Below are 15,568 nucleotides of genomic sequence, written 5' to 3'. Positions count from 1 at the left end.
TCCAATTTCGATCCCAGTGCAGGGCACTTTGGCTGCCCAACAACGTATAGAATGTAATTTAACGGATAACAAAGTGAGTTATGTAAGTAACTGGACCTTCTTCTGACCAAGTACTATTCGCTTCTTCGGGACTAGCTGGTTCAACTTCGAATTCTGAACGAAGCCTCTTTTCTCTTTCTTCAACCAAAACTGTAAACTTTTCCTGCTGCGCAAATGTCTCAGGGATTTGAATACTCCCTTCAGCACCGAATTCAGTTACATTTAGTTGCTCCACCAAATCGCGGAACTGATAATTCGCCGATCCTTGGCTACCCCCATGAAGTCGAATGATGGCCGAAACTTTGGTTTCGACCCGGGGTTGCGTCCTTGGCGGCTGCATGGGCCCATTGACTTTGACGTGGATCTGGCGTTGTTCGCGGTCCAGCTTGATACTTGTCCATCTTGTCGGCAACACAGGGCAGAGCACCGCTTCCGGCGCCTGGGATACCGCAAGATCCCGCGGCGCGTGCGGATTGAAACGCACCAGGCCGAGTTGGAAATAGGGAAACAGGGTGTGATGGGGAGCCACGTCTACATCGACATACCAACACTCACGCGCCGTGTCGAAGCGGGGTTCATAAGTCAAGAGATCAACTGGAAAATAAAGTTGTGGCGGTGTTCTAGACTCATTCTTTGCGTCAGCCTTCATGGAGACAGGCTGCGGTAGATCAGGATAGATCGGCAGTTGTGCCGAGACAACATAGCCAACATCATTTCGGTTTCCACTTAGGTAACTGCCGTCCGCCGAAAAGTTCGCATCGGCAAACATCTGGAGCGGCAGCGGGTAAAACTTCAATCGTTTCTCTAGATCCTCTGTCCAAGGCTCGGGCCTATCGCCGCGTGGACAATATTGAGACAATCGGTGGATCAATGGCGCTGGCAGATGTCTTGGGTTGATAAACCGTTCTTTCATGCGGTGACGCATTTCCGGAACGGTTAGTAACGCGTCACGATCGCGCTGATAGCTGCCATCCGCGCGAAAAGTGGACGGCCGTGGCGAAAGTATGATGCCAAGACGTTCGGTGTCGCCTGAGCTGAACCATGGGCGTGCAAGAGAAATGCGCACCCTAGCATGTCGGCGGCTCGACATCCATCCACGGCTCGGGTCTCCTGCCCGGCTCTCAGGCAAAAGTGTTGGCCTGGCCTTGGCGAAGGATGTCGGCATGGCCGGGCGCCGCGACGCGGCCAAAACCACCAAGTGGCTGTCGACCGCCTTCGTAACGGCCCCCTGACCCAGCGAAGCGAGCGGCTCTGGAGGCACAAAGTCGGTGTTCTGTAATCTGGCGACCCGCGTCAGACGAGGCCCATGACGCGAAATCGCCCTGAACCGCAGTTTCAGGATCCGGCTCTGCATATGCGCTAGTATTGGCATAACATCCGGCCGGACTCCATCAACCGTTGTCTGCTGCCCGTCCTCAGAGTCACCGTCTGTTGCATTACTGGCTAGACCGAAAAGTGTATGCAAGGAAAGATACGCGACGGGGGGCGCCCATCCGCGATTCAAATCGGCGTCGGCCTCATCCGTGCTTTCGCCAGCGGCTTTGCCAAAACGATGGACAAATTCCGGAATATCCTCGAACCGTGCCAGCGTCACTTCGTGTTTTTGCAGATCAACGCGGTTATCCGTTCTGAGCCGGAATCCATAAACGCTTTGAGCACTAACGTTGGGTTCCTCTTGATAATAATCTCCGGTCCGGATCCGTGTCAGACCACGCCCGCGCTTATTGTCGATCCTCTCTGAAACCGGGGATACAACTTCTGCAAGTATCTCGACAGCACCGGTGCTGGCTGGGTCAATTTTTAGATATCCCGCCAGATCGACATCAGTACCATCGCGAATTGCGAATGCGTTACCACCGCGCTCTGTCTCATTGAAAAACCAGGACGGGACATTACCGGGTTGAGACACCAGCGCAGGTGCTCCATCGTCAATATCGCGACCGAGACTGCGGCGTGCGATCAAAGGTCCTTCCGGTTCTGTGTCAAGTCCCCAGTCGGCAGGTTGGACCGGCTGTGGTGTTATGACGGGAATATCAACTGCGTGGTGAATCTTCACGGACGAATGCCCGACCAATTCGTCAACAGGTTCGTTTTTCAATCTATTGTGAAGATAACAGCCGATCGACCAGAGTTGCTCCGGCGTAGGATTGCACTGCCCAGCAAGTCCGGCCTCTTTTTGTGTTGCACATGGACTAAAATCTGTGCCGCAATTCATCATTTCGGCCAACGGCCCAAATGGCTTCAAACGCGCCGGGAGTGTCCCTGGCCCTGTGCAGCCTTCGGCGGCCATACGGACCGCAAGGGTAGCATTCAGGTGCACAACCTCATGCACAAGCGATAGGGTGCCTTTGTCTGGCAATGGCCAGATCAAAAGTTCCAATGATAACCCCGGAGGAACCTCCACTTCAACAATGTGTTCCGGCTCTCCGGTGGTTGCGGGCCTAACGTTACGCATTCGCAGCGCTGAGCCCTTATCACCACGCCGGATCCGCATCCGAATTGGAAAGGGTTCGATGTCACCCGGATCCTCGCCGCGTGCTTCAATCACCAGGCTCTTTCCAACCCAAGCTTTTCGTGTACCTAGTCGACGAAACCTAAGGACGTAACTCTGGTGCAAAGGGTCCGGGTAATAGTCAGGAACACCCTTGTCCTGTAGGCCTTTAAGGTAAATTCCGTCGCCTGCGGCTGCCGACAAATGGGATCCCAGAGGCACTGTAGCGTGATCACTCTTAGCCGGCTGATCTTTAAAGACAATCTTCCGCTCACGCAAAATCCGGCCTTCTGGAAATGTCTCATAAGTCGAATCAAGAGTAGGCCAGCCTCCGGTTTTCCGGCTGCGTCTTGCGCGAGTGCGCAGAGCGCCAGGAGGTACCTTGATGTTCTGCTTTCTCAGGTCCGACAACGACGCGTCCCAGACACCATGCAAATGCGCAATTTCCAGATCAACTGCACCAGGAAGAATTACCAAGCGCTCGTCATCGACAATATCGGCGGCTTGGTAGGTTCCGTCTTTCTCGTCCAATTTCGAGCGAAGCGTAACTTCGGCGGTTCCGCTCGGAGGAAAGCGCCGGTAATAGAAACTGTTCTTGCGAGTCTCCTTGTTGCTTCTGCCAGCGCCATCCAAAAGCACCTGTGGCCGCGTAATCTTTTCAGTTCTGACAAACGGATGACCGCTTCGCTTGAGCGACTGAGGATCCTCGCAGCGTGGAACAGATGCCGCAGGCAGAATGTCGCGCAAATCTGCGGCGGTGTCGTCGTTGATGCTGCCACCACCAAGAAAGATGTCCCTGTCTGCCATCTGCACGCCAAACCCAAATCGCAGTGGCCAAGGCTTTTCCTGTTCGTTTTCGAGCTCGAAGTAACTGCGGTCGATATCAAGCATCACGCGCCGGTCAATCTTTGCAGTGTAAATTTGGGGTTTTGCACCGCGATTTCCTTCGACTGTATTGCAGCTGCCGACCGCGACATCAGTTCCATACTGTTCATCCGTCAGCTCGAAGGCAACTTCGTCGGAGACCGCTGCGTAACCATTGTCCTCCTCCTTAACCTGATCGAGAAAAGCAGCAGTGGCACGCTGATAGCGGCGCCGTTCGCCGCCTCGGAAAAACCTGTCAATCGCGCCCTCGATATCAAGGTCGATGTTCATACTGACCATTTTAGGAATCTGGTACCTAATCAAAGCCGCGCTTGCTGGGCGCCACTCGCGTTGTTCGCGCTGGCGTTCTCCGGGCGGCTGAAGGGCAACATCGAACAAAACGCCCAGAGACAGATCGTCCGCATCAAGCGCACGATTCTCTCCATTACCGTTGTCAGCCATGCCCAGCGCACGGCAGGTGCGGTCAAAACGATGATAATCAAGCAAACGGATTGCACGGCTTTTTGGGCTCGCCACAGGATAAGGCTCGTCCTCCTGACGACCGATTTTGAATATCGCTGAAGCGTTCTGGGCGCGTTCCTCAGAGGTTGTGCCACTAGCTGCCTGTGCGGCACTCAGCATCGCCGAAATACGATTATCTAAATCCTGGGAGGCATCACGTGGATTCACCGACGTCAGTTCGGCACCGATTTTCCGACCATCCGGTTTGGACGCCAGAAGTCGAACCCCATCAAAACGGGGCAGAATTTCAATGGATGAAGAACCGGCCTCACATGTAAAGCATTGTATAACTTCTTCGAATGTGGTGGGAACAAACGCAATCAGTTCACCAATTTGAGAAAAGCTGGCCTTAGCTAGCGACCAATAGCTTTCTTCTTCATCCAGCCAGGAATGCTTGCTCTGTGTACCTTGTGTCACGCGCACATAAAAGTAGCACGTTTTCCGCATAAGAGGATCGGTATGGATGGCGTTTGTGCGCAGAAAGCTGATCGCGGTCGGATTTAGTTCGTAATCCGCCACAAGCCGAAACAGACGGGCAAATTCCGTATTTTCTTGCAACTCCTGGAATCGTGCGGTGACGAGACGCAGTTTTCTAAGCTCCTGATCTTCTGTTGCATGCGGATCATAGCTGGTGGAACGCTTTGGCGCTGTCACCTGGGTTGAACTCGGAGGTGGCGGCTCCGAAAAGTCTGTATCTGCCCCGTCGCGCTCGTTCTTATCCTCATTCCAAGTTTTTTTGAGTTGCTCGAATTCCCGGTTTCCCATAGCCCGCGCATGCAAGTTCCTATAGTAAAGGCAAAAGAGCTGTTGTAGGATTGTTTTAAACCCAGTCAGGATGTAGTCGGGCGCGCAAGAGGCGCCCACGGCCCCCTCCTTCAACTTCTCGATACAGGCTTTCAAATTGGTGCCGCCGGCAATCGCCTCACCAAGCGCAAGGCCGTTTACCGTATCGCGCTCTGTTTCTGTTTGGCATAATTGAGCTGCCGCCTTGGCCTTGAGATGCGATATCACAGCGGAGAATTTAGCCTCCGTGTCACTGTTCTGCCAATCATTGAGGCTAGGCATTTTGAACGGTTTCCCGTCTGGGTCTTTAACCTGTTCGAGTTTCTCAAGTTCCTTTAGAGCGATCTCCATTGCCGCCAGCAGAAGTTTGTTCTCCTCTGTCGGCCCAAGCAGGCCGGCCATTTGCGCCATGGCTCGTTCTAATTGGGAGAGAAGAGCGATCTGGCCTGCGACAGAAGGCAGAATACGCTTGATGTCGTTATCGTCATTTGTGACAAGCGTTGATGATCGCAGGCTACGCAGCTGACCGTAGAGATCCCCAAAATCATCTCCTGCTTCCGCGGGCATCACATATGCCCAAAGCTTGGTGATTTCCGTCAGCTCGTTTTCCCTGGCCGGCCGGGCGACCCAGTTCTTCAAAGGAAAGATGTTGACGCCCGACGCTTCCAGCTCCTGCGGCCGTTTCAAGGCCTCGTCGGGCGACTGCAAGGGAAGAGGCAGGATGTTGAGTTCTATGCCGCCGCTGTCGGCGTCGAGACAAGTATCCAGCTGCGCCGGCCACGATTCCAATGTCAGCGTGCTTTCCTGTTTCACCTCAGGCGCCAGGGAAATGGTAAGTTTAGGTGAGGGTGTTTGGCCAGGCGCAGAGCTCCAGAGGCCTGAGGGTATTGCGCGCGCCGAAACTTTTACAGGATACCGCGTAATGCCCGACTTGGGATCAGAGAGAGCCATGTTTCACAGTCCCGAAATCTTCAGTCAAGTTGGAAAAAAGGCCAGGCGCGGCCGCGAAATTGTTGGTCCAGGCGAGAAAGTCATCGTCCTTGCGCGGCACACTAATTCTCAGCGACGCGGATCCGGGTGGTTCGACTTCGCAGCTATCGACCTCACGACCGGCATAACGCACCTCATATGGGCGTCTCAGACTGGAGACGGAATCCGTCCCAGAGAAGCCTTTGCCCTCCTGACGATAAAGAACAACCCGGAACTTAAACTTTGCGAATTTGATCGAGAATGAATAGGAGAAAACCGCCGATCCGACCATATTCCCGTAGGGATCTTGCCCCGTCGTCACCGTCAGCGATGTCGAGATACTGAAGAAGGCGATGCTGCCGGTTCCTCCAGCGAAGAAGTCACCCGCGATCTCGGTCAATTCGCCAAATTTGCGAATATAGACGCCTAGCGACACACGTGCCTGCAAAGTTAGAACGCCAGCGGTCAGCCCGCCTCCGGCAGCCCCCACAAAGCTGGCATCCATGCCCACCAGTTTTTCACCTGAAGTATAGAGGGTAAAATGACCGCCGCCGCCAAAAATTCCGGCGATCATGATGAACGGATCGCGGCGACTTGAGACACCCACCGAGAAAATAGCGCGCCTCTTATCGAAAGGCAGAACTGCACCTGCGGTCAGGCCGACATTCAGAAAGGTTACCGACCCAAAGGAGATCGCGGGCAGATTCAGCCGATACCCAACCTCAACGCCCGGCCCTCCCGGCGCGGGCTGCAGGAAAAGACCATCTCCCCCCTGACCTAGCTGTGCCGCCAGCTCCTGAATAAATTCCAACTGCTGGCCGATGGCATAGTCGACAAAGCGCACATCGAAATCAGGCTTCTGTCCGACACCCGTTACAAATCTCGCCCGGCTGAAGTATATCGTGAACGCATCGAAACTCTCCCCAAGCAGCCACACTTTGAACGGAGAGAGGGTCGCAGTGGTCTGGGCTTCAAACGCGGACTGGCTGAATACGTCGATGCTTGTCCGGCCGCTGATGGTGAACTTTCTGTCACCTTCCGGAAAGAAAAACCCACCAAAAGGTTGGATTTCCGTGCTGTAATCTAGTTCCGTCGAGATCCGCGTTGGGATCAGCCGGCTAACCTGCTTCTCGATCAAAGCCCTGATATCCGAGAAATTGAGCAGGGCGGATATGTCTGCGCGCACAAGGCTTTCAAAGGCTCCAGAGATGGTCTGTGCGATCTGCAGAGGCGAAGCAACATAACTCACTCCGTTCAACAGCGCGACGATCTCCTGGAGATCCCTGGACCAAGTTACGAAATTGTCTTCGGTAACAGGTTGCGACAGGCGCTCGAGAGCTTTTTTCTCAAAGTATAGCTTGTCTTCCGGCGCGTTCGACTGTTTGGCAGCGTCGAGAATCTCTTTCTTTCTTGTCGCGATTTCCAGAGCAGACTTGTTTCTGGGGTCTATGGCGACTAGGAGCCTTAATGGGTCGGGCGTACCTAGCAGCAAGGCCGCAATGTTAAGCAAGGTCTTGGCCGAATCTGACTTCAGTGTTTTGAGTGCATTATTGCGACTGTCTTCAAAGAAACCGTAGGTTGTTGTTAAACCTGTGGCCACCGGGGTTACCACTAAGTTGAGCCCCTCGGCAGCCGCCTCAACCAAGGCGTTTTCGACCTCCTTTTTCAGTTGTCCAGCGGCCTCGGAAAAGGTATTAGCAAGCTCCTCTTCGCCAGCGGACACAACTTCGCCAACCATTGCCAGAGCCCGGCTAAGAACGGCGTCACGCGCATCGCGCAATCTCGCTTCTGAATCTGGGACTTCCGGTAGTCCTAAGCTATCCTTCACTAAACGCGGAGCGGCTTTCGCGCGGACCAACAACTCGTTGACTTTAATTACATTTTTTGGCTGCAGCTCCCTGATCTCTAACGCAAGTTGCGATAACTCGCGTAGAGCATTCTGAGCTTTCTGATCAAGTGTAACGGCAGCAGTGAAATCATACTCGATAGCAGTTACTGCTTCAGATAGGGGCGCTAGCACAGGTAGATCCTTGAGCGGATCCCGCACTCTGTCTGCCGCCTTCCGGATTGCTTCTTCAGCGCGCGCCATCGTCGACTTACGAGTATCGCGGATCGCGCTGATGTGCGTGAGCAACTCATCGGCAATCTCTCCGCGTGCTGCCACTGTCGCCAGCAGCAGTGTATTGACGGCTTCGCCCATAGCCCTCAACGACGCGATACGGATCTCATTTTCAATTTGCTGGAGCTGTTCTCCGCTTTCGCTCTTAAGCTCGGCGAGCCAAGTGTCGAGGGCCCCGCGTTCCGTTTCAGTCAGGTCCGTCAGCGCGCCAGAGATTTCCTCGAGGAGAGCCGTCAAATTGAAGCCTAGAATATCCACAAACCGATCAATGGATCTCGAGAGTTCCTGGGTTAGCGCGACAACTCGATCAGCGTAATTCCGCATGGCTGATAACTGCAGCGCCAACTTGCCTTCAAGACTGATTTTCAGCAGATTTTGTTGCTTACGGTACGTGACGGGACACAGATCTTCGACCCCGATATCGGTCAGATCAGTAGCCTTGCTTAGCTGCATAACGGCCCGGAAAAGCGCCGAAACGGAAGAAAGAGCTTGGCGACGATAGCCGTCGAGTGCCATGTCGATGCGTTTCGCGGCCTGCTGCAGGCCCATTTCTGCGGAGTTGGCGAGTGTTTTGGTTGCCTCATTGATCGTAGCTTCTGCCTTGCGAATCTGGTTGGTCATCTCAAGGGGAAACTGTGACAAATCAAGTTTCTCCCTGCCAACGGTGATCAACAGAGCCGATTTCAGATCCTGCAGTGCTCGCTCATAAGCTTTTTCGGCAGTTTTAGCCTCGTCACTCTCTTCCTTATTGCGGTCCTTTGTCGCCAATACTTCGAATTTAGCGGCCAAGTCGCCGAGGTTAAGTTCGATGGACGAGAAATTCTTCACTCCCGAGACCAAGAGATTGGTAACTTCTTGATAGACGCAGAGCGCTTCCAGAATCAGGCCTGTTGAATCCTGTATCAGAGTTGTTGCTTTTCCCTCAGCAGCTTTGACGAATTCGTCCGTTATAGCGTTGACCTCAGCCTGAAGATTTCCTTGGTAATACAAGCGGTCAACCAGCCGGAAAACATCGTTGGCGCCCTTCAAGATATCCTTTGGCTTACCACTCTTGGCCTTTTCCAACGCTGCGTTCACGGTCTGGACAGCGCTCATTAATTCAGTAGTGCTGACGCCGAAAATCTGCCGTAGCAGCAGCGCTTGCTGCTGTTGAAGCTCAACTTCGAGCGCTGCTTTTTCCTGCTCGAGATAGGTTTTGAGTTCTGCTTTGGCGTCTTGGATATCCTTTGCGACCTTACTGATCTTGTCATCAAGAAACTTAAACGCGTCGAGATAAGGCCGAAGTATCCGTTCGCCTTGATCGGTGAGTTTAATCTGTGCCTGACCCGCCGCGTCATCGAGCAAGGCGCGTAATGCATCAAGACGACCGCGCCTGTATGTTTCCCAATCCACGCCGTCATGCAAACGCACGGACAGCTCAGACACCGTTTTCGACGGCCCAAATACCTCTCTTACCGCCAACTCTGCGCTTTCGGTAACATAGGTTTTCAGTGCGTCACTGGTCTCACCGATCGCAGTGTCTTCAAAAAATGAACGTGCACCCGCGTCAGGCCGCGCCGCGGGGGTAAAGATCAGGCCGCCAAGGCTTGCGGCCTTGATCTCTAGCTGTTGCTTGACAACTTGGAGTGCATCTTGGTCCAGCTTGTTCAGCGCTTGCAAAGCATCAGCAGCGCCAGTTGCGATGTCTTCAAAAAGCCCGTCGACTTTTTCGATGAATTCCGTATTAAGAAATTGCGACCTGAATTTCTCCTGGAGTTGGTCCTGAAGCGGCGAAATAGGGTCGCGCGCGACGTCGTCTAACGCCTTTATTAACGCATAAGCCGAGACACGAACGCTATTGAGCGAATTGTAGAATGCGCTGGTTTGCGCTGTTGCGGACACCCGAAGCGCACTCTTAAGGTCTTCCAGATTGCCGTTGACCTCAGGATAAACATCGATGAGGTCAATCCCTGACCGCGAGGTGAGTCCACCGAGTTGCGCCGCGTCCTCGAAGCGTTGCTCAATTTCGGCCACCACTTCCGTCAAAGGCCCGAGAACATTTTTCTGGATAGTATCGACTGCATCATCGACCAGATCTCGACCCACTTCGACGGTCTCTTTGATTGTTGGAATGCTGTCCGCGAAGGTTGCCGCTATCCCGCAGATCAGATCGGACAGCTTGATAAACCCCAACAGCAGCATGTCCTCGTCGCCGAGCAGGCTTTTTATGATCTCACCAAGGTCACCAGAGCACCCTCCACCGGAAACCGACACCTGTGCTGGAACAAGCAAAGACCGCAGCCATTCATTCGAACTGGAGGCGACGCGCACCTCTCGTCCCCTTTTCAGACGGACTTCTTGTCCCCCAGCGTCTGGTGGAGGAGACAAGTGTTCCGTAAAACTCAAGGGTACCACAGGGTCCCGGACGAGGTTTTTAAGCGTTTTAATAAGCTCCGTTTCCCTTCCCAGAAAAAAGGGGCCTTCGCGACGAGCGAGACCGACCAGATCCCCGGCTGGTCTGCCGATCGCGCCGACCCTGTCTCCACGCGCCTTTACTTCAAGCCGAGCCGGCTTACGAATAGCCAGAACCACATCGGGGGTCATTTCATTTGGCAGCCTTAGCGCGCTGGGTTTCTGGTCGTCTCCCTTTTTGCGCTTCAGATAACTCTTTTCGAAGGTTGCCTCGACAACGGGACCTAAGCGTGCTCCTGTCTGGCGCGCAATCCGATCGAGCCGCAGTTGAGCCATCTGCAAAAACGGATAGAACGGCGGTTGGTCCGTCTGGGCTAGCAATGGTCCATAGACAAAATTGTCGTGCTGCTCTTGGAGGGCTGTAACGCGTGCAGAGCGCAGGTCCCGACCTTTTTTTAGCGCTTGGTCCAAGTCGGTGAAGGTGTCCGGCGCCGAGGCATCGTCGCTATTTGTAAGACGTCCTTCCGCGCCCAACACCCAATAGAGCGTCTCATAACTTGAATCTCCGTCTTTGAGCTCGCGCGCGTAGCGCCGTCGGGCTTGGTTGTGTGAAATCACACGCAGAGATGCGGGATCCGGCTTCTTGTTCGCACCCGTTCCAGTGAACGCGGTGATGCTGTTATAGTAATCCGCAACGCGTTGCATGGTCCGCGCAGAGATCATTGCCTGGAAATCGACAAAAATTAATGGGACCATTACCGTGTCGGGGCTGCCTTCGAACTGCACCTCGAACTGAAAGGTGAATTCCTCATCAGCGCCTATCCTTGGCCAGAATACAAGCCCTTCGCTCCCAGGACCGAGATCTATCCGACCAGATGGCAGCACCATTTCAGACGAACTCTGAGGAGCAGTTGCGCCCTGCCCTTCGTAGCGGAGCAGCGGGTCTTCATCCGGCGCAACGAGATCAGGCGTGCGTTTGTCGAGGATCTCCAGCCTTTCAACGGGCCACTCTCGGCCCGCCAGCGGCTGGCCGTACCAAAGAGACTTTTCCGGTTCAGTGACGGCAATCCAGGTTCGCTGGATCTCGTAGGCCGCCGGTTCATTTCGCCGGTCGGCTCGCTCCGGTCGGATTACTTCCGGCTGCGTGGAGATCACTCGGATAGCTTTATTACCGAGAGGAAAGAGATATCCCTTCTCAACGACTGACGTGCGTTCGTCCTCGCCAAGGGTGATTTCGGAACGAACTGCCTGGACGGATGTGGTAGGGTAAGCCCTTTGGTTGTCATTCCTAAGAGCTGGAGCTTGAAGTTGCATAGTGGCATCAAGCGACATTGACGGTCCCATCGGCGTCAGGGTCACTTCACTAAAATTAAGTACCTGAGGACGCAGGATGGTCTGTAATACATTGACAGTCTGGTCGCCGACCGTGTCGGTTGTTTTCACATCAACAAGCCCAAACCCTTCGGGTGCTAGGAAGGCCGCAGCGTTGATGCTCTCGTCAAGCTCTGGAGAAGCAGATCCGGAACCGTTTCGCGGAGCCGTGCCACCACTGTTTACCACGTCCTGTGGATCCAGAGGCAGCGCTCCTATGCCAGGGCGGCCATAGACGGATTGCTCCACCAACGCGTGTCGCACATAAGGACTAATTGCCGCCCGGAACTTCCAGTCATCCGGCCTGTCAGATGGGTCGGGCAGGAAAAGTTGGCCATCCACGAATTTGGGACGCTGACGATACCATGGCGCCTCGTCACCACGGGTCGGAGGTAGGAAGTACGATTGCAGTTTTTTCTGTTGCGGATGCCCCTCCATTGCCAGACTAAGGAATACTTCGGGTCGGAAGTCCGGCGAAGTAATCGCTTTAAGGGCAGGCTTTGGGGCCTCGGTACCAATCGACACTGTCCAGATCGGGACCCCAGCGACATCGTCCGTTTCCCCGTCTTGATCGTAGAAAGACAAGGGCGCTGGATGAATGCGCTCGAGTGCAGCGTCCTGTGCGACTGAGAAAGACAGGCGCGACAGTAACGCAAGCGAAGTTTCATACGGCTCGATTTCTCCTCGCGCATTAGCGTAGACCTCCGCCATGCGTGAAGCGATCGTTCCCACCGGATTAGGCAGTATGCCTTGATGTCGCAACGTGGCTGCGTCATCGATAAGCTCCCGCCGTCTATTTTGGTCATCGATCTCGAACAGGCGCTGCGCTCGGCGGGGCACGGACAATTCGGCACCGCCCCAGTCAAGCAATCTGGTCAGAGAATAATCGGCGGCGTCGGTTTGTTCCGATGTTAGGTCCCAGAATAGGCATAAGCGCGATGCCCCCCCATGCCGCGATCTTGCGACTTCTGGAAATGTAACTGATCTGTAAGCCAGGTAGAATTCTTCAAGATGAGTGTGACCTAGTAAACCTTCCCGATTGGCACCTGCGAATACCGATTTTCTGGTTTTCGCATGAAATTTACTGTAGAGCGCAAAGAATGGATCTACGCGCATTTTCGCATCAGCGATAGCAAGTTCAACCTGACGACCCTGCTCCTTCGTCAGTGTTTTGCCTAGCAGTCCACGTGCCTTTAATTCATTCTGTCGCGCGCGTTGAACCTCACCAGTCGTTTCTACCTTTAAAAGTCGGGTCTTCAACCTTGCAGCGAGAAAAGGTGGTTGCGTTTCGGCGATGAGTTCGGCGATCGAGTAAACATCGCGATCGAAAAAATCCGGACCAAGATACACCGCTTGGTCCGCGGGGATTTCGGGAGCCTTGAACATACCCTTTGTAGTGACGTGCCACAGCCTCACCCAAGCACGGTGAAGAGGAGAATGATCTGCCTTCAATCCATTATTGACACTGTCGATCTCAGCCTTCAGTCGGTTCTGAAACTCAATGAACTCCTCCGCTTTTTTGCTATTCTCTGTCTTAAGTATTTCTAGCCACTGGTCCTGAAGTTCTTGGCGTAGCGTAGCTCGCTCCGCAACGTCGGCGTATCGCAATCTTTCTAGTTTTTTCTTGAGTTCGTGCTTTTGCTCACCCTCAGCTGCCTCAAACACCGCTGCCATGTCGAAGGGCGGGTAGTCGGCCGGCGTTACCAATGTTTCGGCAAAGGCTTCCTTGAGCACATGACCACCAGGAACGGTAACGCTCAGTATCGGTCTGTCCGGTGCCTGATTTAGCACCTGACTAAGCTCAGCCCCTTTTTTCGGACGAATAATTAGCTCCGGTCTGGCTCCCGCCTGACGCAGTCGAAAATTGAAAAATCCAAAAACAAGATGGAGATTGTCAGCTGGACGGCGCACTCGCAGCTCGGCATCTTCGAGACCAACATCCAGAACCTCTATTGCTTCCCCGGGGCCGTGCTCTGTGTGCCAATCGAGCAGCATTCGGTTGACGGGCCGGTCTATTTCCTTTTCGCCATCGGCAAGTGGTGGGAGGTTAGGTTGGTCTGCCAATGGAACATCGCGAAGTTCAAACTTTATTGGCGGCCTAGCCTTAGAAACCGGCCAGCTCAGGGTACTAAAAACCGGGCCAGTTGGAGCACCCGGAGGCGGTGGCACCGTTGAATTATCGGCACGGTTTTGATCTTCATTCTGCGTATCCTCTTCAGCAAGACGGACCGGAAGGTCGCACAAGACACTATCGAACCTGAATTTCTCAATAGCCTTAGCGCCAAGTACAAAAGCCAGCTTGCTGCCTTCAGGAACGATGCCGACCTCCCCAATGCCCACTGAAAAGACGGTCGCACCTAGGCTCTTGTCGGTAGTCTTCCAGCTCACATGGCACTCAACCCGACGGGGTAAGCCGGACACTTGACTTTCCGCCTGAATACTCACTTGAAGGTCTTGGTCATTCGCACGTTGGGCCGCAAAAATAGTCCGTCCACCGTGCTCAACTTCCAAGCGGACGTTGCCCCCGGTGGACACCTTAATTCTTGACTGGCGGCGCAGTGAACCTTTCTGCCCCTCCGGCTCTAAAACGGAAAATTCGACGTTGGCGTTTTCACTTTCTTCTTCCGTATGCGCCAGATCCAACATAAGTCTGGTTGAGGAGTAACCCGACCAAGTTTGTTCGCTCGGAGCTTGTACAAATGAGCTCAACACTGCGTAAGGTCGACTGGAACTCTCGCCAGAGTTTTCCATCCAATACTTTATTGATCTGAAGCGAAAACGTCCCTCGAGAATTGAGTAGTCGCGAGAATTACGACGGCCTTGTAACCAAAACGTCCATTTTCGGTTGCTGGGACCAACCGAGCCGTCAACAATCAGCGTGTCTTCAGGTCCAAAACTAAGCCATGAATCACTCGAAGCCGAAACATCCATTCCAACCAGTCGAGAAAATGTTCCTTTAATGTGTTCTTTTCCAATGGTTAGTCTTGCAGCTCTTTGACCTGAAAAAAAATCGATCAGCTGAACCGGTTTGAAGGTAAGGGAGACAGGCCCACTATCAGCAATATGAAAAAAATTGCATTCAGGAGTAACGAACCATTGCCGCGAAGACTTATTGAAACTGAATTTAAACGAGACCTCATATCGCGAGCTCGCCTTTGAACCTATACCGAGAAAATCCGCATTTATTACTTTGCAAACCGGGGTGGCATTAATATTGACAAAACCATTCCTGTCGAAATTGGGCTCTCGGATTTCATATTTCTTATTTGAACTTGAGCTTTCCTTGTATTTTGCCCAACGAAGATTTGTAATCTCAAAATACGCCTGCCCGCTCGTATTCATCGACGAGAAAGCATTTTCATTTGACTGCAAAGCAGACGTGGAAAAATCGCCGGCTTCTATCCTAAACTTCTGGATCTGCGCATGTCGCAACCCGACCACCTTGGGAGACGTTCGCAATTCCAACTCTATCGCTGCAATGCGCCCCTTCGATCTCACAGGAATGATCCTAAGATACTCGAAAAGAACGTTTTCAGCGAAAGAAGGCCGAACAACAGCGCCCGCACTCACAAGCCCTAGAAATGTTCGACGCCGCATTGAGACCCCCCAGGTCATGCACATCTCCTAGTTGCTAGGTATTACATTCTTAAAGCACTTCCCAAACTAAATAATAAATTAATGAAAACTTCGAAGCCTGATATTCCCAACTATTAACTCAGACTTTAAAAAAGAAAAACGAAGTTTTACTTAGTTAACCATGGTATTACATAAACACAACCAGTGCAAGAATTTTTTAGAAGTCCTTGACGAGGCTACAGCCCAAAATGGCAATTTAAGTAGATAAAGCCAACATCAAGTGATAAAATTCGTTTTTTGTATATTATATCTTTCAATGATCCGAGATGTAGTGAAAAATATTGCATCAATATTTAATGTTCTTACAGGCGAGCGAAATATACTTCATTGTGGTTTGTTAAGAAACATAGCGCCTTTTTAAGTCTGCTAAATTGTGTAACAAA

General features: G+C 53.0%; 2 protein-coding genes. Both read right to left on the bottom strand.

Features of this window, described 5'->3' with window-relative positions; translation table 11 throughout:
- Positions 1-58: 58 nt before the first annotated feature.
- Positions 59-5,512, bottom strand: coding sequence for a hypothetical protein (locus tag HEP89_RS19790; RefSeq protein WP_168692885.1), 5,454 nt, complete (start codon positions 5,510-5,512; stop codon positions 59-61).
- Between the two features lie 124 nt (positions 5,513-5,636).
- A complete protein-coding gene (locus HEP89_RS19785; protein WP_168692884.1) occupies positions 5,637-15,164 on the bottom strand; it encodes a hypothetical protein in 9,528 nt (3,175 codons plus the stop codon).
- Between the last annotated feature and the right edge of the window lie 404 nt (positions 15,165-15,568).

The organism is Labrenzia sp. 5N, assembly GCF_012395805.1.
Taxonomy (GTDB): domain Bacteria; phylum Pseudomonadota; class Alphaproteobacteria; order Rhizobiales; family Stappiaceae; genus Roseibium; species Roseibium algicola.
This window is presented reverse-complemented; position numbering and strand designations above follow the sequence as displayed.

What these genes read in the sequence shown, in the direction of transcription:
- HEP89_RS19785 (WP_168692884.1), bottom strand. Translation starts at nt 15,164, where the DNA reads ATGACCTGGGGGGTCTCAATGCGGCGTCGAACATTTCTAGGGCTTGTG.